The organism is Mycobacterium gallinarum (genome assembly GCF_010726765.1).
GTDB lineage: Bacteria > Actinomycetota > Actinomycetes > Mycobacteriales > Mycobacteriaceae > Mycobacterium > Mycobacterium gallinarum.
The window spans coordinates 2,810,364-2,830,837 of the sequence record NZ_AP022601.1 but is presented as its reverse complement, the minus strand read 5'-3'; the positions used below and the strand labels follow the sequence as shown (position 1 = coordinate 2,830,837).

Genomic DNA, 20,474 nt, shown 5'->3' with positions numbered 1-20,474 from the left:
AACCCTGGTTTCATATCGGGTTATGCAGATAAAGCTGGTCATTTCTACCAACTTTACGAGGAAATCATGACCGAGACCGCCGAGCAACTCAATGCGGGCCGATACGAGCTGAGCCATCTGCGCTCGCTCGAGGCCGAAGCCATCCACATCATCCGGGAGGTGGCCGCCGAGTTCGAGAAGCCGGTGCTGCTGTTCTCCGGCGGCAAGGACTCCATCGTCATGTTGCATCTGGCGATCAAGGCGTTCCGGCCCGGCCGGCTGCCGTTCCCCGTCATGCACGTCGACACCGGGCACAACTTTGACGAGGTGCTGCAGGCCCGCGACGAACTCGTCGCCGAGTCCGGAGTGCGACTGGTGGTGGCCAAGGTGCAGGACGACATCGACGCGGGTCGCGTCGTGGAGACCATCCCGTCGCGCAACCCGATGCAGACCTTCACCCTGCTGCGCGCCATCCGCGAGAACAAGTTCGACGCCGCGTTCGGCGGTGCGCGCCGCGACGAGGAGAAGGCGCGCGCGAAGGAGCGGGTGTTCTCCTTCCGTGACGAGTTCGGCCAGTGGGACCCCAAGGCGCAGCGGCCCGAGCTGTGGAACCTTTACAACGGTCGCCATCACAAGGGTGAGCACATCCGCGTGTTCCCGCTGTCCAACTGGACCGAGTTCGACATCTGGTCCTACATCGGCGCCGAGAAGATCAAGCTTCCGTCCATCTATTACGCGCACAAGCGACAGGTCTTCGAACGTGACGGCATGCTGCTGGCCGTCCACAAGTACCTGCAGCCGCGCAAGGATGAGGAGATCGTCGAGAAAACCGTGCGCTTCCGCACGGTCGGCGACGTCACCTGCACCGGCTGCGTGGAATCCCTTGCGGGCACGGTGTCCGAGGTGATCGCCGAGACCGCAGTTTCGCGCCTGACCGAACGCGGCGCAACGCGCGCCGACGACCGCATCTCCGAAGCAGGCATGGAAGACCGTAAACGAGAGGGCTACTTCTGATGGCAACTCTTCTGCGCATCGCGACCGCCGGCTCGGTCGACGACGGCAAGTCGACTCTCATCGGCCGCTTGCTGTTCGATTCCAAGGCCGTCATGGAGGATCAGCTTGCCGCGGTCGAGCGCACCTCCAAAGAACGCGGAAACGACTACACCGACCTGGCTTTGGTGACCGACGGCCTGCGCGCCGAGCGCGAGCAAGGCATCACGATCGACGTGGCGTATCGCTACTTCGCCACGTCCAAACGCAAGTTCATCATCGCCGACACGCCGGGCCACATCCAGTACACGCGGAACATGGTGACCGGAACCTCGACGGCCCAGCTGGCGATCGTGCTCGTCGATGCCCGCCACGGCCTGCTCGAGCAGTCGCGTCGGCACGCCTTCCTGGCCTCACTGCTCGGCATTCGGCACATCGTGCTGGCGGTCAACAAGATGGACCTTGTCGACTGGGATGAGGAGCGTTTCAACAAGATTCGAGACGACTTCCATGAGTTCGCGGCGCGCCTCGACATCCACGATGTGACGACCATTCCGTTGTCGGCGCTCAACGGCGACAATGTCGTCACCAAGTCCGATGTCACGCCGTGGTACGACGGGCCCGCGCTGCTGTCGCACCTCGAAGAGGTTTACATCGCCGGCGATCGCAATCTGGTCGATGTGCGCTTTCCGGTGCAGTATGTGATTCGGCCGCAGACCCACGAGCACGCCGACCACCGCAGCTATGCGGGCACGGTGGCCAGTGGCGTCATGCGTCCGGGCGACGAGGTCGTCGTGCTGCCCACCGGCAAGACGAGCCGTATCACCGAGATCGAAGGTCCAGGGGGACCGGTCCAGGAGGCGTTCCCCCCGATGGCTGTGTCGATCAGCCTGGCCGACGACATCGACATCTCGCGCGGCGACCTGATCGCGCGGCCGAACAACCAGCCAAGAGTGACAAAGGAATTCGACGCCACGGTGTGTTGGATGGCCGACGAGGCTTCGCTGGAACCCGGCCGCGACTACATCGTGAAGCACACGACCCGCACCACGCGGGCCAAGGTGGCGGCCTTGGACTACCGCCTCGACGTCAACACACTGCATCGGGACAAGTCGGCCACAGCGCTCAAACTCAATGAGCTGGGCCGCATTTCGCTGCGCACCCAGGTGCCACTGCTGCTCGACGAGTACAGCCGCAATGCTGCCACCGGTTCGTTCATCCTGATCGACCCGAATACCAACGGCACCGTCGCGGCCGGCATGATCCTGCCGCAGGTCACGGCGCGCGCGTCGAGCCCGAACACCGTGCGCCACGAATCGCTGTGCAAGGCAGAAGACCGGCTGTCCAAGGGCAGGACCGTGTGGTTCACCGGGCTGTCCGGCTCCGGGAAGTCCTCGGTCGCGATGCTCGTCGAGCAGAAGCTGCTCGAAAAGGGCTGCCCCGCTTATGTTCTCGATGGCGACAATCTGCGCCACGGGCTCAACGCCGACCTCGGATTCTCGATGGCGGACCGTGCGGAGAATCAGCGTCGGCTGGCCCATATCGCGGCCATCCTCGCCGACTCCGGGCAGGTCGTGCTCGTGCCCGCCATCAGTCCCCTCGAAGAGCACCGTGCGTTGGCGCGCCAGGTGACCACCGACGCCGGCCTGGACTTCTTCGAGGTGTTCTGCGACACCCCGCTGGAGGACTGCGAAAGGCGTGACCCCAAGGGGCTGTACGCCAAGGCGCGTTCAGGCGAGATCACCCACTTCACCGGGATCGACAGCCCGTATCAACGGCCCAAGAATCCCGACCTGCGGCTCACCCCGGAACTCACGCCGGACGAGCTGGCCGACAGGGTGATCGAACTGCTGGAGAGCAAGCAGTGATGAGCGCCTGCGCGAAGTGGGGACCCCAGCCCGAAGGGCGAGGGGACAGAAGACTGTGAGTGATCACGACGTCGCTGCGCGACTGGCGACGGAGGCGGGCAAACTGCTGCTCGAGGTTCGCGACGAGCTGGCGGACGCCAATCAGGACGAGCGGAAGGCGGCGGGGGACAAGCGGTCCCACGATTTTTTGATGGCAGCGTTGGCCGCCGAGCGGCCGAACGACGCGGTGTTGTCGGAAGAGGGTGCCGACGACCCGGTGCGCCTGTCCGCGGACCGCGTGTGGATTGTCGATCCGCTCGACGGCACCCGCGAGTTCTCGGAGCTGGGGCGCGACGACTGGGCCGTGCACGTCGCGCTGTGGCAGGCGGGTGAACTGGTCGCAGGAGCGGTTGCCCTTCCGGCGCAGGGCATCACGCTCGCCACCCCGGATGTCAGCGCGCCACCGGCGGCTCCAGGGCAACCGCGAGTGGTGGTCTCGCGCACGCGGCCGCCCGCGGTGGCGCTGGCCGTGCGTGACGCGCTGGGCGGCGTCCTGGTCGAAATGGGCTCGGCGGGCGCCAAGGTGGCCTCGGTGGTGCAAGGTCTGTCCGACGTGTACGTTCATGCCGGCGGACAGTACGAATGGGATTCCGCGGCCCCGGTCGCGGTGGCCCGTGCAGCGGGCCTGCACACCTCACGCATCGACGGCTCACCCCTCACCTACAACAGGCGCGACCCACGATTACCCGACGTGGTGGTGTGCCGACCGGAGCTCGCAGCGGCGGTGCTCGCGGTCACACGTGATTGACTGGGCTCATGCGGATGTCGGCCAAAGCTGAATACGCCGTCCGCGCGATGATTCAGCTCGCCACCGCCGACGACGGTGAGGTCGTCAAGACCGACGACCTGGCCAAGGCGCAGGGCATCCCTGCCCAGTTCCTCGTCGACATCCTTTCCGACCTGCGTACCGATCGCCTCGTGCGCAGCCATCGCGGCCGCGACGGCGGGTACACGCTGGCTCGTCGTGCCGCCGACATCAGCATCGCCGACGTGCTGAGGTGCATCGACGGTCCGCTGGCCAGCGTGCGCGACATCGGGCTCGGTGACCTCCCGTACTCCGGACCTACAGCAGCGCTCACCGACGTATGGCGGGCGCTGCGGGCCAGCATGCGCTCGGTGCTCGAACAGACCAGCCTCGCCGAGGTCGCCGCGGGCACCCTGCCCAAACACGTCGGCAGGCTGGCCGACGACTACCGCGCGCAGGAAGAAAGCCGCGGCCACTCCCTGGGCTAGCTCCGGCGTCGCTTCCTGCCCCGCACGGCGATCCCGTCGAGCAGCATGCGCAGACCCTGTGCGAAATCCTCTTCCACCGATACCTCCCGGGCGACGTGGGAGAGCGCTTCCACGTGGGGATGCGCCTCGCCCGCCGTCGATCCGATCCGTGCGGCGGCGTCGCCCGCATCTCGCCCGCGGGTCAACGGCCCGGCGAGTTCGGCCTGGGCCGCGCCGACCACCAGCGCGAAGACTGCGTGGAAAGCCGCGAGGCGATCGGGATCGGAAAGGCCCCCGCGGCCGAGGGCAGCAATGAGCGCGTCGACCACGGCGAACCCGGTTGCCGAGGAGGTGCGCCGGGTCAGGACCAATGGGATGGCGGCCGGATGCGCACGGATACCCAGCCACATGGCCTCGGCCACCGCGTAGACGTCGTCGATCCAATTCGCGGTCGGCTCGGGTATTCGCACCTCGGCCACGACTGCGGCGACGACGAGTTCCTCGAGGCCCTCCTTGTCTGGCACGTAGTTGTAGACCGTCATCGGACCGGTGCCCAGCGCGGCGGCAAGTGCACGCATGCTCAACGCGCCGACGCCGGCATCGTCGACGATGCCGAGTGCCGCGGCGGCGATCTCGTCGGTGGTGAACCGTGCACGCAACCTTCTGACCTCCTTGCTGAGAGCAAGACGCTCATCATCCATTGACAAGTACGTCGTACGTGAAGCAGTCTAACCATAAGTACGACGTACTTATAAGGAGATGATGATGACGGAGACGATCCCGACCGAACGCGTGGACTTCGAGTCTCGCGGCACGCGCTGTGCGGCCTGGCTGACGGTGCCCGACGCGGCGGGACCGCACCCGGCAGTCGTGCTGGTCCACGGCCTGGGCGCGACCCACGACATGATGCTGGCTCAATACGAACAGCACTTCGCCGCGGCGGGTATCGCCACCCTGGCGTTCGACTATCGGAATACCGGTGCATCCGACGGTCAACCGCGCCAACACATCTCGACGCGAAACCAGTGCCGGGACGTCGTCGCGGCCATCGACCACCTTGGCGATCGAGCCGACATCGACGCCGCACGAATCGGGCTGTGGGGCACCAGCCTTGGCGGCATGAACGTGATCAGGGTTGCCGCTGCCCGCGACGACGTCGCCGTCGCGGTGGTGCAATGCCCCATCGTGCACGGGCCGGGCGCAGCCCGCCGACTCGGACTGCTCGCAGCGCTGCGCCTCGCACCGGCGATCACCGAAGACCTGGTGCGTCTCGCCACGGCGCGCGGTCGCCGCTACGTGCCGATCGTGGGACCGCCGGGAGGCTTCGCGATGGTCACCGTCGCCGGTGCCGAGAGCGGCTGGAACTCCACCGTGCCGCCCGGCGGATGGTTCGACAACCGGATCGCCGCCGCCGGTGCGCTCGCCATGGTGACGACGTCAGCGCTGCGGGATGCACGCGACATCGCGGCACCGTTGCTGGTGTGCGTGTGCGACCGCGAGAACCTCATGGACCCTCGCTACGCCGAACTCGTCGCGCACCGGGCTCCTCGCGGCGTGGCCCGGCACTACGACTCCGACCACTTCGCCATCTACCATCCGCCGCTCGTCAGCCGGGTTCTCGCCGACCAGACGGCCTTCCTGAAGGAGCATCTCGATGTCCGTGCGTGACATGTTGCGCAGCAACGATGAACGATTCCTCGCGCTGGCGGCCGGTCTCGGACCCGACGAGTGGGCGCGGCCAAGCCTGTGCGACGCATGGACGAACCACGATGTGCTCGCGCACCTCGTCATCGGCTACCGCTCGGGCGCCGGTGCGACGACACGCGAAATAATCTGCCATGGTGGCTCATTCGACCGGGCGAACACCGCGATGGCGTGCGCGCTCGCGGCCGCTCGAAGTCCCGAAGAACTGCTCGACGAGTTCGGGGAACTGGTGTATCGGCCCCGTGGATTGGGCCGCGTCTTCCCGCCCCAACTGCTGCTGGGCGACCACATCACCCACGAACTCGACATCCTGTTCGCGCTCGATCGCGCACCGCAGATTTCGGGCGAGGCCGTGGTGGCGGTGCTCAATACGCAAGTAGCGCTTCCCAATCCGTTCGTCCCCGCGTACCGCAACAGCAGGGGACTGCGGCTGCGCGCCACCGACATCGACTGGGCACACGGCGATCGGGGTCCGCTCGTCGAGGGGCGCGGCGTCGAGCTCGTGTCCGTTCTGGGGAGCCGGCCGCGCATGTTGTCAGCACTGCGCGGTGATGGTGTGAAGCTGCTGTCCTCGCGAATCAGCCCGTCCCGGATCCGTAGGGGCGGGTGATGATCTCGAGATAGTGCCCGCCGGGATCCTGGAAGTACACGCCGCGACCGCCGTCGTTGTGATTGATCTCGCCGGGCCGGCTGCCCCTGGGGTCTGCCCAGTGCTGCAGATCTCGTTCGCGGATGCGTCCGTAGATGGCATCGAACTCGCCCTCGGACACCAGGAACGCGTAGTGCTGCGGACGGATCTCCTCGTCACCGCCCACCTGGGCGTAATCGAGGCTGGCGCCGTGGTTGAGCTCGACGACGAGAAACGGGCCGAACTCCTTGGCAGGCGGTAGACCGAAGAGTTCGGTGAAAAACCGGGCTGACTCTTGGCGGTCCTTCGCGGCGACGATGGTGTGGTTGAACGTGATTGCCATGTCAATCGAGTCAACCACCGCTCACGCCGGGGCGGCAACAATGCACGATGGAGCAATGTCGCACGCCCACGTCCCAGGTCCACGGGTGACGCTGAGTCATGATGAGACCGTGATAGGTGCCATCGGGTGGCGGCGCCCGCAACCACACATCGTCGACTTCGGTTACTACCTGGGTCGGCCATGGTGGGGGCGGGGGCTCATGTCGGAAGCGGTGCAGCTCGTGCTCGACAGTGCCGGACGCGATCCAGTCGTGTACCGAATCGCGGCGCATTGCCACGTCGACAACACCGCATCGGCGAGGGTGCTGGAACGCAACGGGCTCTCCCTCGAAGGCCGGCTGCGGCGTTACACCGTCCTACCCTATATCAGCGAGGAACCGCAGGACTGCCTGTTGTTCGCCAAGGCGGTGAAGTAGATGAGTGCATTCGATCTGCGTGACCTCACGGTCCCGATCATCATCGCGCCGATGGCCGGTGGGCCGTCGACGCCCGAACTGGCCGCCGCGGGATCCGAGGCCGGCGGCCTCGGGTTCGTACCCGCGGGGTACCTGACGGCCGAAGTATTCGCCGAGCGCATCACCAAGGCACGTCAGCTGACGACGGGGCCCGTCGGCGCCAATCTGTTTGCGCCACAGCCGAGTGCGGGCACGCCCGCCGCCATCGAGGCTTACGCCAAGGCGCTGGCGACCGAGGAGCAGCGCTACGGCGCGGCCCTCGGGTCGCCGCGGTTCGACGACGACGCGTGGGCCGCGAAAATCGAGGTGTTGCTGGACCTGCGCCCCGACGTGGCGTCCTTCACGTTCGGCGTGCCGAGTGCGGACGAATGCAGACGACTACGCGACGCCGGTATCACGACCGTCGGCACGGTGACGACGGTGTCGGAGGCGCAGGTGGCCATGGCGGCGGGCGTCGATGTGTTGGCGGCGCAGGGCCCGTCAGCGGGCGGACATCGCGGGACGTTTGACCCGTCGGCACAGCCGGCATCCGAATCGCTGGACCAACTTCTGGCGGCGATCAAGAGTGGCGCCGACATCCCGGTGATCGCGGCGGGCGGGCTGTCCACCGCCGACGACATCCGCCACGTCATAGACGCCGGCGCGGTTGCGGCACAACTGGGCACAGCGTTCCTGCTGGCCGACGAAGCCGGCAGTAGTCCTGTGCACCGCGCCGCGCTGAAGGATCCGCAGTTCACCGAAACCGTTGTCACCCGGTCGTTTTCCGGACGCTATGCACGTGGGCTGCGGAACCGGTTCATCGACGAGCACGAAGCCGAGGCGCCGTTCGGCTACCCGGAGGTGCACTATCTCACCGGTCCCGTGCGGGCGGCGGCCGTGCGTGCAGGCGATCCGCACGGTGTGAACGTCTGGGCCGGGACCGGTTTTCGCGAGCTGAAGGCGGGTTCGGTGGCCGAGATCTTCGCCATGCTGACGTAGACGTCAATATAGCCGTGATGTCGGCGGCGGCAAGCTACTCTCTCGAACCATGCAGCTTTCCCGGCGTGCGTTCACGCTGGGTTGCGGCGCGCTTGCAGCCTCTCAATTGCTTCCAGGGTGTAGCAGCAGTAGCGACGCGCCGGAAGCGTCGAAAGAGCGCATCGTGGTGATCGGCGCAGGCATGGCCGGTCTGGCCGCCGCACGGCGTCTTGCCGACGCGGGCATGGACGTCACTGTGCTGGAAGCGCGTGACCGTCTTGGCGGCCGCACGTGGACTGACACGACGACGCTCGGGGTGCCGATCGATCTCGGTGCGGCATGGATCCACGGTCCCGAAGGCAACCCGATCACCGAACTCGCCGACCAGGTCGATGCGCGGCGCGTCGAGACCGACTTCGACAAACCCGTCGTATTCCAGGACGGCCGCGAACTCGCCGCGGAGGTCGTGCAAGTCACCCTGCAGCGCTGGCAGGAGACCACCAACGAACTTGGGGTGCTGAGCGCAGACGCGGGCGAGGACGAGTCGGTCGCGACCGGACTCGCCGAGGTCGCCGACATGAACGATCCGCTCGTCCAATGGAGTGTGGCAAGCGAGATCGTCGGCGAGTACGCGGCCGATCCAGATGAACTGTCGCTCAAGTGGTTGGGCAACGAAGGCGAGTTCGGCGGACCGGATCTGATCCTGCCCGGCGGATACACCCAACTGGTGCAGCATCTTGCGCGCGGGCTGACGATCCGGCTGAGCACCGAGGTTAACCGTGTCAGCTACGGGGGCCCGGGCGTGCGGATCGAGACGTCTCAGGGCGCCGTCGAGGCGGACCGAGCGATCGTCACCATTCCACTGGGTGTGCTCAAGGCGGGCACGATCGCGTTCGACCCGCCGCTGGCCGATGAGAAGCGGGCGGCGATCGAACGTCTGGGCTTCGGTCTGCTCGACAAGGTGGTGCTCAAGTTCGATGAGCCGTTCTGGCCGGACGCCGACGTGATCGGGCTCGTCGGCAGCGAGCAGCCCGTGCCGTTCCTGATCAACGGTGAGACATTCGCCGATGTGCCGGTGTTGATCGGCCTGCGTGGCGGTTCGGATGCGCGTGAGCGAGAAGTCCTTTCCGATCAGGATGCGGTGGCCCAAGTGGTGACGGCGCTGAATGCGCCGGCGCCGACCGGGTCGCTTGTCACCCGTTGGGCCGCAGATCCGTACGCGCGCGGTTCGTACAGCTTCGTCGCCGTCGGCTCGAGTCCCGACGATATGGAGGCTCTCGCCGCACCGGCGAACGACCGGCTCGCGTTCGCCGGTGAGGCCACCAACGCAGAGTTCTTCGGCACCGTCCACGGCGCGTACCTGAGCGGTGTACGCGAAGCCGAGCGAATTCTCGGTTAGCTACCGCAGTTCGTCGACGATCGCGTCGCCGTTCTCAGACCGGACGGTGATGACCGCCGACGCACTCTGCCGGTCAGTCGCCCGGGGGACCCGTATCGCCGTGTGTCCGTTCTCCGTATCTGCGTTCACCACGTAGCGGCCGGCCGCAGGCACGGCGACGGTGACGTCACCGTTGTCGCTGGAAGCCTCGACGGTGCGAGGCGCGACGTCACTGAGGTCCACCTCGATGTCGCCATTTGAGGTTTCGGCCGTGAACGATTCGGACACCGAAATCGGATTGCGGGTCATCACACCGCCGTTCTGGGTGTAGATCTCGATACGACGCGCTGATCCGCCGAGCACCGCCTCACCGTTGTCGGTTCGCGCGATCAGCTGGTCGACATCGGCGTTGAGAAGCACGACGCCGTTGTCCTGCTGGGTATTGACCGTCAGTCGGCGCGCAAGGTCCGGTGGCAGCACGAGCGTCAGCTCACCGGCCCGGCCCCAGTCCAGAAACGACGACCCTTCGCCACTGAGCGTGATGAGGGTGACACCGGCATCGGTGTTCACCATCAACGGGTTCTCGCCCGCCCGAGTTGAATTCACCAGCCGTAGGTCGGCCCGGGGTTCGCGGACTTCACGATCGGCGGTGATGCGGACCGCGACCGGGACGGAGCCCGTGTCGACGGTCAGCGACCGCATCGTCGGCGGCAGCGGTGCGGAGTCGGTGATGACCCGGAAGCTGCTGACGCCGATCGCGAGTCCGCCCAGCGATGCGACGGTGCCGACCACCAGCATCGTCGCCGCGACGATGAGTGCCACACGGATTGCGGTGCGTCCCCGCGGTGACAGCGGGGGCGGTGGCTGTGTTGCCGGACCGGCCGGGGGCGGGGGAGCAAGAGTGGTCACTAGGGATCCTTCCGGTCAGGATTCGAGATAGCGCAGCACCGCCAGCACACGGCGGTTCTCGCTTTCGTCGGGAGCAAGAGCGAACTTGGTGAAGATCGATGCGATGTGCTTTTCGGCGGAACCCACCGAGATGTGAAGGGCCGCAGCGATCGCCGAGTTGGTCTTGCCCTCGGCCATCAACTGCAGGACGTCGTGCTCGCGTTCGGTGAGCTGGTCGAGGACGGTGCGGCGGTGTGTGCGCACGAGGATCTGCGACACCACCTCGGGGTCGAGCACCGTTCCACCGCCGCCGATCACCTCGACGGCGTCGAGAAAGGCGGGAACGTCGGCCACCCTGTCCTTGAGCAGGTATCCGAATCCCCTTGTGTCCGAGGAGATCAGGTCCGCCGCGTAGCGCTCCTCCACATAGTGGGAGAGCACCAGCACGGGCGACTCTGGGTTTTGGCTGCGCAGCAACGCGGCAGCCCTGATGCCCTCGTCGGTGAAGGTCGGTGGCATCCGCACGTCGACGATGGCCAGGTCGGGGCGCTTCTCATTGACCAGTCGGAGCAGGTCGGTGGCGTCGGGCACCCCTGCGACGACCTCGTGGCCCCCGTCGGTGAGGATGCGTTCGATGCCGGCCCGCAGCAGTGCGGAGTCCTCGGCGATCACTACGCGCATGGCAGGACCGCGGTGACGGTGGTCGGGCCGGTGGTGGGGCTGGAGACGCTAAAGGTGCCGCGGGCCGCGCGCACGCGTTCGTCCAGACCGCGTAAGCCGGTGGCGTTCTCGTCGTCGGTGATCGACGCGCCGCCGCGACCGTTGTCGAACACGGACACGAACAGCTGGTTCGACGACGTGTCGAGCCGCACCGTGACCGCCGCCTGCGTGGCGTTGGCGTGTTTGGCGATGTTCGTGACAGCCTCGGCGACCACGAAATATGCGCACGCCTCGACCTCCTCGGGTAGTCGGCGCGGAAGGTCGATATCGAGAACCGTCGGCACGGCCGATCGCTGCACCACCGAAGACAACGCGGCGTCGAGGCCGCGGTCGGACAGAATGGTCGGCGCGATGCCGCGCACCACGTTGCGCAGTTCGACGAGCGCGTTCTTGGCGTCGTCGTGCGCCTCGGCGATCAATGTCTTGGCCGCGGGCAGATCGGTGTCCAGCTTGGTCTGGGCCAGGCCGATCGTCATCGCCAGCGAGACCAGCCGCGGCTGCACGCTGTCATGCAGATCGCGCTCGATGCGGTGGCGTTCCGTCTGCGCCGAGGACACCGCGCCCAGTCTTGCGTCGGCCAGCGCGCTGACCTGATGCTGCAGTGCGGTCATCGGTGATGGCGTCAGCAGCCACCGGTCGATGGCCGCGTCGAGGATCGGCGCGAAGATCAGAATCGAAACCGCGGCGGCGATCGCCACCGCGGCGAGCAGCCATGCCAACAGCGGTGGGATGAACGTCAGACCCGCATCCGCATCGCTTTGCCGGACAGCAATCGCCGCGGCGGGCCCCAGGACCGCGAAAGCGACTAGACCACAGGCGATCCCGGTGGCCACGAGGTCGTAGGTCATCCGGAGAAAGTGATGGGCGGTGGCCTTCCAGAGCCTGGCGCTGCTGATGTCCAGCCAGAGCTGATGGGCCCAGCGCTGGAACCCGGTATACGGCGACGTCGTGCGAAATGGAACCGCGATGCCCAGCCCGAAGACCGCCTCGCTTCGCATGCGTTCGATCCATTCGACTCCGCGCATCAGATAGACGAAGACGACGCCCGCCAGCAGGAAGCCGATGACACTGGGGATCGACGAGGCGCCGACGATCAGAATGGTGAGAGGAACCCAGAACCACACCAGCGCGATCGCGGCGCCGGTGACCATCGACGCCGTCGGAACCACGCCGATGCTGCGGGCGGGGGCAGGCCGCACCTGATTCTCGGTATCGACGGGGGCGACGGCGGCCTCTGGACTCGTGTCGGTGACTGCGACCATGCCTATCAACCTATGGATCCGGCGCGGTCCACGAAACGGCGTTTTCCTCCCGACCCGGTAAGGAAAACCCCCAGAATCTAGGATTTCGGCTTGCGCTACTTCGGGGCGCTGAGCTCGAGCGCGATGTTGTCGGGGTCGCGAAACTCAAGAATGTAAGCCGGGCCGATGTCCTTTATCGGCTCATGTGCGACGCCCAGAAAATCGAGATGATCGACCGCGGAGTCCAATTCGTCTTTGCTGCCGACCCGGAACGCGAGATGGTCCAGACCGACGCGGTCCTCGTCGAAGCGGTCAGCGGCGACCGGGCGCAGCCCGATCAGTGTGCCGCCCAGGTCGTAGATCACGCCGCCGAACAGAAAGCTCAGCATCTCGCGCGTCGCGGCGTCGGCCTGTTCAGGCACCTCGAGGAGGATCGGCCAGCCGAACACGCTGTCGTAGAACTGCCGGGACTGGTCGATGTCGGTCACGGTGAGCCGGACGTGGGCAATAGACGTGGTGTTGATCGCCATAAAACCCCATCGTGCCAGAATCGCGATCGTGCACATTGGGATGACGATGCCGGTGATGGAGTCGGACCTGGACGCGTCGACGCTCCGAGAATGGGCGCAGGTGATCGATGCCGGTCCGTTCTCGTCGCTGTGCTGGGGCGAGCGCATCGCATTCAGCAACCCCGACTCGCCGACCCTGCTTGGTGCGTTGTCGGCCTGGACCGAGCGGGTGCGGTTGGTGACCACCGTCATCGTTCCCCAGCTTCACGATCCGGTCATGCTGGCCAAGGCGCTGGCCACCGGCGACATGCTCAGCGGCGGTCGACTGACGGTCGGGCTCGGCGTGGGCGGCAGGAACGAGGATTACCTCGCCGTCGGCGCGGATGTCGCGACCCAGACGATGCGCGGAATGGCCGACAGCGTCGCGGTGATGCGACGCGTATGGGCCGGCGAGAAGGTCACCGAGTCCGTCGAACCGGTCGGGCCGCAGCCGCTGCAGGCCGGTGGGCCGCAACTGCTGGTCGGCACCATGGGTCCCAAGACCGTCCGCAGTGCCGCCGCGTGGGCTGACGGGCTGGCGGGTACGACGTTGGATTTGGACGTCGACAAGGAGAACAAGCTGTTCGACGTCGCACGCGAGGCGTGGGCGCAGGCGGGCAAGCAACCTCCCCACCTGGCCACGTCGTTCTGGTTTGCGATCGGCAATGGCGATGGCACCCGGGCACAGGTCCACGAGCATCTGCGCCGCTACATGAACTGGATTCCGGTCGAGTACGTCGACGCGATGGCGCCGACCACAGGTTGGGCGGGTACCGGCGGCGAGTTGCTGGAGGTACTGCGCGGATTCGCCGCGATCGGAACTGACGAGATCCATTTGATCCCGACGAGTTCGGACATCGACCAGGTTCGGCAGGTCGCAGAAGTGGTCGAGGAGCTTCAGAGGTCGTCGTAGACCTTCTTGTAGTACGCCGACAGCGAACGCCGCCCGACGAACCGTATCAGGGTCACCGCCGCGAGACCCCTGGCACTCTTCGACGTCTGCTGCCACACGCCGTGTACGGCGCTGCCGCCCTCGTGGTGCGCCGCCGTGAGCGACATGAAGCCGCCCGTCTCGAGGTCGTCGCTTTCGGCGACCGTCAGAACCACCGAGTTCGGTTCCGACCAGTCGTAGTGCCATTTCGCCCAGAGTTTCGGGAAGTTCTGGCCCTCGCGAATGTCGGCATCGGTGTCTCCGATTCGATACACCTCGAATGCGCGGACCGACGAGGCCGGCCATCGGTGGGGGCGGTTCGGGGAGAAGTCGATCATGAGCTCGACGACTTGCGCCGGCGTCGCCGTGGTCACGAAATCGAACTCGAACCTTGTGCGCACGTGGCGAACGTATCAGGCAGGCTTGAACCATGACGACGCCGTTACCGCCTATCGTGTCCCGTTCCGAATGGGAGCAGGCGCGCGCCGAATTGCTGCTTCGGGAAAAAGAACTGACGCGGCTCAAGGACTCCGTCAGCGCGGCCCGGCGCCGCCTACCGATGGTCGAGATCACCGAGCCGTACACGTTCGATTCCGAACAGGGCGCGGTGACGCTGCTTGATCTGTTCGACGGTTGCCGGCAGCTGATCCTGCAGCACTTCATGTTCGGTAGCGATTGGGAGCAAGGATGCGACGGTTGCTCCATGATGGCCGAACACATCGGCCCGCTGTCGCATCTGCACGCGAAAGACACGTCGTTCGTGTTGGTTTCGCGCGCTGCACTGCCCAAGCTGCTGGAATTCCGTGACCGGATGGGCTGGCGGCTTCCGTGGGTGTCGTCGGGAGGCACGACGTTCAACGAGGACTTCGGCGTGACCGTCGACGGAGGGGAGCGCCAATCGGTGAGCGTGTTCCTGCGCGACGGCGGTCGCGTCTTCCACACGTGGCAGACCTTCAACCGCGGGGAGGAACCGTTCATGGTGGTGTTCGACCTGCTCGACCTCACGCCGTACGGACGGCAGGAGACGTGGGAGCAGTCACCGGACGGCTGGCCGCAGCGACCGCCGTACGAGTGGATGCGATTGGCCGACTCCTACTGATGCTGTGTGGCTAATCTCAGAGCGTGACGACACAGTGGGCGCCGAGCCGACTCGGCGATTTGAGCGGCAAGCGCATCATCGTGACCGGCGCGACGAACGGTGTGGGCCTGGGAACGGCGCGGGCGTTGGTCCGCACCGGTGCGCACGTGATTCTCGCGGTGCGCAACCTGGAACTGGGCGCCCAGCGCGCGGCCGAGATGGGCGGCGACACCTCCGTCGTCAAGCTGGACCTGGCCGACCAGTCTTCGGTGCGTGCGTTTCCCGACCTGCTCGAGGGTGACGTCGACATCCTCATCAACAACGCGGGGCTGGTCGCACAGACGCGAAGCGACACCGTCGACGGCTTCGAGATGATGCTCGGCACGAACTTCCTCGGCCCGTTCGCGTTGACCAACCTGCTGTTCGAACGGGTGCGATCGAAGATCATCAATGTCGGCTCGGACGCCCACAAAGGAGGCGTCATCGCCTTCGATGATCCGCATCTGCGCACGCGGAAGTGGTCCTCCCTTCCGGCCTACGCGCGCTCGAAATTGGCCGTCATGTTGTGGGGGCTGGAGCTGGATCGCCGTTTGCGTGAAGCGAATTCGCCGGTCACGTCGTTCCTGACACATCCGGGCTGGGTGGCTTCGAACCTGTCCAACGTCTCCGACACCCGCGTGATGTCTGCGTTTCACTCGGTGGTGACGAGAGTCGCGAACGTCATCGGCAACGACATCGACGCCGGTGCCGCGACGTCGCTGTACTGCATCAGCGAGCCCATTCCGCCGGGCAGTTTCGTGGGCATCGACGGACGGTTCGGATTCAAGGGCGGACCGACGCTCGCCGGCCGCACGGCGAACGCCTGCGACTACGAAGACGCCCAGAAGCTTTGGGAGTTCGCCGAGAGCGAGACGGGAACGACATTCCCCATCAGGGGCACGTGAGGCTGATGTCGAAGGGCTCGGTGACCTGCTTTGGCGGGGTGGTGTCGCTCTCACCAGATGCGGTGCCGATGACCGTGTAGGTGTTGCCGGTCTTGGTGGCGGTGGCGGCGCTTTCGGGCGAACTCAGGTAGACGTCGTCGACGTCGGCGAGCTCCACGCGGTGTACCAACGACGCGTCCGGCTCGAGCTCGACGACGATCTTGAGTATTGAGTTGCCCGCGGTGATGGTGGACCTGCCATTCCAGTACTTACACACCACCGGGCCTCGGACATCCACCGGCTTGCCGCCTATGGTCGCGGCGACGGGAAGGGGCGCGGGGGGAGCGATCTCCGGCAGTTTCGCCTTCAGGATCTCCAGTTGACGCCGAGCGACCGAATCGATGAGTTCCGTTGGTAATCCTTCGAGCTTGCCGTAGGGGCCGTCGAACTCGAGCGTGACGACGGCGTTCTGTTCGGAGAACGTGAGCACCGTGATACCCGTGATTTGATCCAGCGACGTCCCCGCGATCACCGATCCGTTGGTTCCGATCGGCGACGGCTCCCACCTGCCCGAGACGTTTGATATTCCATTCCTGGTCAATTCGAGCACCCTCGCGGCTTCGGCAGGGTCGGCCAGGACTCTGATGGTGGAACCGATCATCGAAGAGTCCTCGGCGAAGAAGCGCCCGCTGACGCCGGCGTCGCCGTTCGGGTTGAGGATCGGCGGCTCAGCGGTGAAGGGTTCCGATGAGTCGATGTTTTCGGTCGTGATGAGCAGGGTGCTGTAATCAGCGGGCGTCGCGGCGTCAGTGGTCGCAGACTCACTGGCCGTACCGCTCGCAGGCTCCGACGGAACCGGCGATGCCTGACCGTCGCTCTTGCTGCAGCCTGCGAGCACACATAGGAATGCCACACCTGCTGCGGTCAGCCTGATCGGGGCGGCAGCCTTCACCACGTCGTCCCTCCTGTGCGAGCCCATAACCTGCGCGGACGGGTGCGGGATCACGATAAGTCAGCCGGGAAGCCGGCAACACGGGATTGCTCAGGCGCTGATCGAATCGGTCGCCTCGGGCGCGCTGTCCTCCCCGCCGCAGCCCCGCATCATCGAGCCGAGGTTGGTTTGGTCGTATTCGGCGGGCAGTGTGGAGTCGAGGAACCGCTCGACGACGGAGACGAAGCGGTCGGGGTGGTCGCGAAAAGGCATGTGCCCGGAGCCTTCGAAGATCTCCAAGCGTGAACCGGGCATTGCCTCGTGAGCTATCCGCGCGTGGCTCGCCGGGATCACCATGTCGTCTTCGCCCCAGATGATCTGCTTGGGGATCGATGGCATGAGGTACGCGCGATCGAGCATGGTGATGAACTGTCCGCGGCCGTCCACCACACCTCGCACCGTCCGCGCGAACGCCGACAAAGCCTTCGGATCGGCCAGCCGGGCGAGCAGATCGATACCGCTGCCCAGATCGCGTCCGTGCTTGGTCGAACCGAGCAGCGACTTGGCGGCGCGGCCGGCGAATTTCAGGGCGGGGACCGCGCCCGGGAGGCGCAACGCGGCCAGCGACTCGGCTCCCATCGGCACTGCTGCCAGTCGCAGAGCCGGGGTGACGTCCTTCGTCACACCGCCACAGCTGACCAGCACGATGCGTTCCACCATATGGGGGTATTGGTAGGCAAACTGTGCGGCGATGCCGCCACCAAGGGAGTGACCCACCAGGGTGACGCGGTCGATACCGAGTACGGCGAGAAGGTCGCGCATGCCGTTGGCGAAGGACGCCAGTGAGTAGTCGGCGCGCGGCTTGTCGGAGTCACCGTGGCCCAGGAGGTCCGGCGCGATGACCGTAAATCGTTGCGCAAGTTTGGAATGCACGCTGTCCCAGGTCGTCGAGTTGTCGCCGACTCCGTGGATCAACAGCACCGCGGGGCCCGATCCGGCGATGCGAAAGGCACGGCGATAGCCGTGAACGGTGCGGAACTGAAGCGACGGCGCGACCTTGCGGGCCGGCCGCAAGTCAGGACGTGAAGCAGGCACTGGGTCTCTCCCTTCGTCAGGCGTTTGGAGGAGCCTTAAAGGGAGCACTTGGGAATTCCTTGGAGACCGGTGGTGGCTGCGCCGACGTGGGCGGCGTCCTCGGCGGTGACTCAGCGGTGTTCCAGTGAACTAGTCGCCGGAAGTCAGCATTCGAAATGGTGTTTGGTTGCGGCGAAGTGGCGCAACGCGTCGTGGACGGCGAATGACCGATGCCATCGCCGTCGTCCCCTCCAACCGCAGTCGCAGCACGCATATCCGCCGATCCACGCGTCGACGATGTACGACTGCGGCGCACCAACATCGTCCTGGAGCGGAGGCGTCAGGCGCGGTGGACGGCTTTTGTCGGGGCCGTTGGTTGATGCAAGCGCCGACACGACCGTGTAGGCGATGGATATCAACACGCAGACGACGCTAGCAAAAATGTCGGGTGCGGGACAGCTACCGTAATTTGGCCCTCTACCGGGAGATTAAACCCAAAAATGGGACAGCGAGTGCAAAGACAGCACAAGATCGAGCTTCCCTCCCGCCGGGCCAGGGTCAATATCATCAATCGTCGATGAAGTGGCAGGTAGGCCGAGCGCGGAGTCTGCCGGGGGCCACACCCGGCGCCGGCTGGGTGCTCAACAGCATCGCGATGACCGTGCCGGACGCGACAACCCACCGGGCACCTACATGGAGGTTTCGAGCACGCCGGCTGAACAAGTGGGGCGGGTGAACGCTCGCCGGGGGCTACGCTGACGTATATGGCTGAGTCGATGGCCGCGAAGCGGGCCGCAAACGCTGTCGCGAACTTCGTTGCGGCTCAGCGATATACGCGTGACGAAGTATTCGCCGATCCATGTCCGGTGCCCAGCGAATCGGGTGCCCACGGCTGGTGGTTTCGCGATATCCCCGGTGACATCGATATTTCGGGGTGCGAACAACGCGACGGCTGGGCGCTGCTCTATGTCGGAATCAGCCCCGGCCCACCCCGGGCCGGAAGCAAGCAGCAGAACCAGCAGGATCTTCGCAAACGCATCCGGTATCACTTCGGAGCCGGCAATGCGAGCGCAGACGGTTCCACCCTGCGCAAATCGCTCGGGGTTCTGCTCGGCGACCGACTCGGCTTCGCGCTGCGCCGGATCGGTTCGGGGAAGCGACAGACCTTCGCGGGCGGCGAAGCGGTCCTGACCCAGTGGATGGCCGAGAACGCCGCGGTGTCGTGGGTACTGCACCCGGAGCCGTGGTACCTGGAACCAAAGCTGATCAACGCGCTGGATCTCCCGCTGAACTTTCAGGACAACGAGCGCAACAGGTTTGCGCCGGAACTCAAGCGTCTGCGTCGGGATGCGGCCGTTAAGGCAGCCAAGATGCGCGTGCTCGCGGAGTGGTCGTAGGCCCAGAGTCACGGCGTTGATGGTGAAACATGTTGTGCTCCAGGGTCTTTATCCCGGTGTCGCATTGACCCGTCCCTCCGGTGAACCTGCATCCGCCATCGGCCGTCGACCACGACGTTCAACCACTGGCATGTCTACACCATCGAATGGGCCCCCGGCCGGGTCAGGCTTCTGATCGATGACGCCGTGGTGCTCGACACAACGCGGTACGTCCCGACGAAGCCGATGCGCTGGCACCTACAGACCGAGACGGAAGGGACCGGGACCAACCGCGGCAATCTGTTGGTCGATTGGGTGTCCATCTGGTCATATGCGGGGAGCTGACGGCCGCACGAGCTCTTAGGGCAGACGGCGATCAGATGGGTGAAAAGCCAAGTCCCAAAATATGCTTGGCGATCGAGGCCCGAGGGTACCCGGGCACGCCTGGTCATGCCGGCTGGACGGTTCGGGGTTCCGCCGTCGCCGAAGCGGTATTTGGACTGTAAACCCGTTGGGGCTCAACACCATCAGGCCGACACCGCTCGTCGCAAGATGACGATTCGCGACTATCATCGGATACCTGATCAGTACCGAGCTGATTCCCTGCAACTATTGGTCATTTTTAGCTCGACACGATGGCCCACGGTGCTGCGTTGCTCATGAGCTGGGACGCTATCGGCGGGCGCCGAGTCCTTTAGGAAGCTCCAAGCCCAAGCCGGGAGGGTCGACTCAGCACGTACTTCTCAATCTCTCGGCTCAGGAAGGTGGAACATGGTTCGGAAGTTGGAGCAGCGCCCGACCCGGGTGCGGGGCGCATTGGACAGGTTTGGCCCGCCACTCGAAAGCATCGGCAGTGTTCTCAGTAGCGCAAAAGATGAGGCTGCAGCTCAACCGCAAGAATCGCTGGAGTTGAAGCGCCGTCCATAGGACCGCCGTTTCGAGTGGGAGGGCCAGGGTATCCGGATGTGAGCGGCGTCACACCGCCGCCTCGAAGGAAGAAGCAAAACATGACCAACCCGGAAACAGAGTCCCAGCAAGTGGATGGCGGGCCAGGCACACACAACACCGGATCAGACGAACCCATCAAGGACGCGGACCGCCCGGCCGGCACCGTTGACCCTGATGCCAACCCGCCCATCAGCGACCCAGACGATAAGACCACTGGTGTCGGTGGTGTGGCCAATAGCCCCTCCCAATAGACCGAAGCCGCTC

At 65.6% G+C, this 20,474-nt stretch carries 22 protein-coding genes and 1 pseudogene; 14 read left to right on the top strand and 9 right to left on the bottom strand.

Features of this window, described 5'->3' with window-relative positions; all coding sequences use genetic code 11:
- Nucleotides 1-66 precede the first annotated feature (66 nt).
- Genes cysD through G6N42_RS13735 form a run of 4 tightly spaced genes read left to right on the top strand, consistent with a single transcriptional unit; the run spans nt 67 to nt 4,109 of the window.
- Nucleotides 67-993 carry a sulfate adenylyltransferase subunit CysD gene (gene cysD, locus G6N42_RS13750; RefSeq protein ID WP_163730087.1) on the top strand — a complete coding sequence of 309 codons (927 nt, stop codon included), beginning with the start codon at nt 67-69 and terminating at the stop codon, nt 991-993.
- Nucleotides 993-2,837: a sulfate adenylyltransferase subunit CysN gene (cysN, locus tag G6N42_RS13745; RefSeq protein ID WP_163730086.1), complete on the top strand. Its 1,845-nt coding sequence runs from the start codon at nt 993-995 to the stop codon at nt 2,835-2,837. The genes cysD and cysN overlap by 1 nt, the downstream gene beginning before the upstream one ends.
- A 55-nt stretch (nt 2,838-2,892) precedes the next feature.
- Nucleotides 2,893-3,624 (top strand): 3'(2'),5'-bisphosphate nucleotidase CysQ, encoded by a 732-nt coding sequence (locus G6N42_RS13740; protein WP_163730085.1) that lies wholly within the window; start codon nt 2,893-2,895, stop codon nt 3,622-3,624.
- Between the two features lie 8 nt (nt 3,625-3,632).
- The gene (locus G6N42_RS13735) at nt 3,633-4,109 is read left to right on the top strand and encodes an Rrf2 family transcriptional regulator (RefSeq protein ID WP_083123809.1); all 477 of its coding nucleotides are present in this window, start codon (nt 3,633-3,635) and stop codon (nt 4,107-4,109) included.
- Here G6N42_RS13735 and G6N42_RS13730 read toward each other — a convergent pair.
- The gene (locus G6N42_RS13730) at nt 4,106-4,747 is read right to left on the bottom strand and encodes a TetR/AcrR family transcriptional regulator (RefSeq protein WP_163730084.1); all 642 of its coding nucleotides are present in this window, start codon (nt 4,745-4,747) and stop codon (nt 4,106-4,108) included. The two genes, G6N42_RS13735 and G6N42_RS13730, sit on opposite strands and share 4 nt — an antisense overlap.
- Before the next feature lie 97 nt (nt 4,748-4,844).
- Here G6N42_RS13730 and G6N42_RS13725 point away from each other — a divergent pair.
- Together G6N42_RS13725 and G6N42_RS13720 are read left to right on the top strand one after the other, a co-directional pair.
- Nucleotides 4,845-5,756 (top strand): annotated as a pseudogene (locus G6N42_RS13725) (alpha/beta hydrolase); the annotation flags it as partial.
- On the top strand, nt 5,743-6,402 hold the full coding sequence (locus tag G6N42_RS13720; protein ID WP_163730082.1) for a maleylpyruvate isomerase family mycothiol-dependent enzyme: 660 nt from the start codon (nt 5,743-5,745) through the stop codon (nt 6,400-6,402). The pseudogene G6N42_RS13725 and the gene G6N42_RS13720, both read left to right, overlap by 14 nt.
- Here G6N42_RS13720 and G6N42_RS13715 read toward each other — a convergent pair.
- Nucleotides 6,371-6,763: a VOC family protein gene (locus G6N42_RS13715; protein ID WP_163730081.1), complete on the bottom strand. Its 393-nt coding sequence runs from the start codon at nt 6,761-6,763 to the stop codon at nt 6,371-6,373. The two genes, G6N42_RS13720 and G6N42_RS13715, sit on opposite strands and share 32 nt — an antisense overlap.
- 85 nt (nt 6,764-6,848) lie before the next feature.
- Between G6N42_RS13715 and G6N42_RS13710 the strand changes: the two genes are divergently transcribed.
- From G6N42_RS13710 to G6N42_RS13700, 3 genes are read left to right on the top strand one after another with little or no spacing between them, the layout of a single operon-like run.
- A complete protein-coding gene (locus tag G6N42_RS13710) occupies nt 6,849-7,178 on the top strand; it encodes a GNAT family N-acetyltransferase (RefSeq protein ID WP_350310123.1) in 330 nt (109 codons plus the stop codon).
- Nucleotides 7,179-8,195 (top strand): nitronate monooxygenase, encoded by a 1,017-nt coding sequence (locus G6N42_RS13705; protein WP_163730079.1) that lies wholly within the window; start codon nt 7,179-7,181, stop codon nt 8,193-8,195.
- 49 nt (nt 8,196-8,244) lie between these two features.
- Nucleotides 8,245-9,573: a flavin monoamine oxidase family protein gene (locus G6N42_RS13700; protein WP_163730078.1), complete on the top strand. Its 1,329-nt coding sequence runs from the start codon at nt 8,245-8,247 to the stop codon at nt 9,571-9,573.
- Here G6N42_RS13700 and G6N42_RS13695 read toward each other — a convergent pair whose 3' ends face one another.
- The 4 genes from G6N42_RS13695 to G6N42_RS13680 all read right to left on the bottom strand — a co-directional run bounded on the left by G6N42_RS13695 (nt 9,574) and on the right by G6N42_RS13680 (nt 12,931).
- A complete protein-coding gene (locus tag G6N42_RS13695; RefSeq protein ID WP_163730077.1) occupies nt 9,574-10,461 on the bottom strand; it encodes a DUF4097 family beta strand repeat-containing protein in 888 nt (295 codons plus the stop codon).
- Between the two features lie 15 nt (nt 10,462-10,476).
- Nucleotides 10,477-11,121 carry a response regulator transcription factor gene (locus G6N42_RS13690; protein WP_163730076.1) on the bottom strand — a complete coding sequence of 215 codons (645 nt, stop codon included), beginning with the start codon at nt 11,119-11,121 and terminating at the stop codon, nt 10,477-10,479.
- Entirely contained in the window at nt 11,112-12,422 is a 1,311-nt protein-coding gene (locus G6N42_RS13685) for a sensor histidine kinase (protein WP_163730075.1), read from the bottom strand. Before G6N42_RS13685 ends, G6N42_RS13690 begins: the two co-directional genes overlap by 10 nt.
- A gap of 95 nt (nt 12,423-12,517) precedes the next feature.
- On the bottom strand, nt 12,518-12,931 hold the full coding sequence (locus G6N42_RS13680; RefSeq protein ID WP_163730074.1) for a VOC family protein: 414 nt from the start codon (nt 12,929-12,931) through the stop codon (nt 12,518-12,520).
- 46 nt (nt 12,932-12,977) lie between these two features.
- Between G6N42_RS13680 and G6N42_RS13675 the strand changes: the two genes are divergently transcribed.
- Nucleotides 12,978-13,862 (top strand): LLM class flavin-dependent oxidoreductase, encoded by an 885-nt coding sequence (locus tag G6N42_RS13675; RefSeq protein WP_174262252.1) that lies wholly within the window; start codon nt 12,978-12,980, stop codon nt 13,860-13,862.
- On the opposite strand, the gene G6N42_RS13670 is transcribed toward G6N42_RS13675, so the two are convergent.
- Nucleotides 13,847-14,281, bottom strand: a complete 435-nt coding sequence (locus tag G6N42_RS13670) for a hypothetical protein (RefSeq protein ID WP_197905535.1) — start codon at nt 14,279-14,281, stop codon at nt 13,847-13,849. The genes G6N42_RS13675 and G6N42_RS13670 overlap by 16 nt on opposite strands.
- Nucleotides 14,282-14,310: 29 nt before the next feature.
- Between G6N42_RS13670 and G6N42_RS13665 the strand changes: the two genes are divergently transcribed.
- Complete coding sequence (locus G6N42_RS13665; protein ID WP_163730072.1) at nt 14,311-14,979, top strand: DUF899 domain-containing protein; 669 nt, start codon at nt 14,311-14,313, stop codon at nt 14,977-14,979.
- 23 nt (nt 14,980-15,002) lie between these two features.
- Nucleotides 15,003-15,902: an SDR family NAD(P)-dependent oxidoreductase gene (locus G6N42_RS13660; RefSeq protein ID WP_163730071.1), complete on the top strand. Its 900-nt coding sequence runs from the start codon at nt 15,003-15,005 to the stop codon at nt 15,900-15,902.
- On the opposite strand, the gene G6N42_RS13655 is transcribed toward G6N42_RS13660, so the two are convergent.
- Complete coding sequence (locus G6N42_RS13655) at nt 15,889-16,833, bottom strand: lipoprotein LpqH (protein ID WP_163730070.1); 945 nt, start codon at nt 16,831-16,833, stop codon at nt 15,889-15,891. The two genes, G6N42_RS13660 and G6N42_RS13655, sit on opposite strands and share 14 nt — an antisense overlap.
- Nucleotides 16,834-16,923: 90 nt before the next feature.
- Nucleotides 16,924-17,907, bottom strand: a complete 984-nt coding sequence (locus G6N42_RS13650) for an alpha/beta fold hydrolase (protein WP_163730069.1) — start codon at nt 17,905-17,907, stop codon at nt 16,924-16,926.
- 743 nt (nt 17,908-18,650) lie between these two features.
- On the opposite strand from G6N42_RS13650, the gene G6N42_RS13645 reads away from it, so the two are divergent.
- Nucleotides 18,651-19,283, top strand: a complete 633-nt coding sequence (locus tag G6N42_RS13645) for a GIY-YIG nuclease family protein (protein ID WP_163730068.1) — start codon at nt 18,651-18,653, stop codon at nt 19,281-19,283.
- Nucleotides 19,284-19,373: 90 nt separating this feature from the next.
- A complete protein-coding gene (locus G6N42_RS13640) occupies nt 19,374-19,607 on the top strand; it encodes a family 16 glycosylhydrolase (RefSeq protein WP_163737476.1) in 234 nt (77 codons plus the stop codon).
- The last annotated feature ends 867 nt before the right edge of the window (nt 19,608-20,474 follow it).

Bases quoted from the DNA above. Each gene is read 5' to 3' on its own strand.
- cysD (WP_163730087.1), top strand. From the start codon at position 67: ATGACCGAGACCGCCGAGCAACTCAATGCGGGCCGATACGAGCTGAGC.
- cysN (WP_163730086.1), top strand. From the start codon at position 993: ATGGCAACTCTTCTGCGCATCGCGACCGCCGGCTCGGTCGACGACGGC.
- G6N42_RS13735 (WP_083123809.1), top strand. From the start codon at position 3,633: ATGCGGATGTCGGCCAAAGCTGAATACGCCGTCCGCGCGATGATTCAG.
- G6N42_RS13720 (WP_163730082.1), top strand. From the start codon at position 5,743: ATGTCCGTGCGTGACATGTTGCGCAGCAACGATGAACGATTCCTCGCG.
- G6N42_RS13715 (WP_163730081.1), bottom strand. From the start codon at position 6,763: ATGGCAATCACGTTCAACCACACCATCGTCGCCGCGAAGGACCGCCAA.
- G6N42_RS13705 (WP_163730079.1), top strand. From the start codon at position 7,179: ATGAGTGCATTCGATCTGCGTGACCTCACGGTCCCGATCATCATCGCG.
- G6N42_RS13700 (WP_163730078.1), top strand. From the start codon at position 8,245: ATGCAGCTTTCCCGGCGTGCGTTCACGCTGGGTTGCGGCGCGCTTGCA.
- G6N42_RS13690 (WP_163730076.1), bottom strand. From the start codon at position 11,121: ATGCGCGTAGTGATCGCCGAGGACTCCGCACTGCTGCGGGCCGGCATC.
- G6N42_RS13685 (WP_163730075.1), bottom strand. From the start codon at position 12,422: ATGGTCGCAGTCACCGACACGAGTCCAGAGGCCGCCGTCGCCCCCGTC.
- G6N42_RS13680 (WP_163730074.1), bottom strand. From the start codon at position 12,931: ATGGCGATCAACACCACGTCTATTGCCCACGTCCGGCTCACCGTGACC.
- G6N42_RS13675 (WP_174262252.1), top strand. From the start codon at position 12,978: ATGCCGGTGATGGAGTCGGACCTGGACGCGTCGACGCTCCGAGAATGG.
- G6N42_RS13665 (WP_163730072.1), top strand. From the start codon at position 14,311: ATGACGACGCCGTTACCGCCTATCGTGTCCCGTTCCGAATGGGAGCAG.
- G6N42_RS13645 (WP_163730068.1), top strand. From the start codon at position 18,651: ATGGCTGAGTCGATGGCCGCGAAGCGGGCCGCAAACGCTGTCGCGAAC.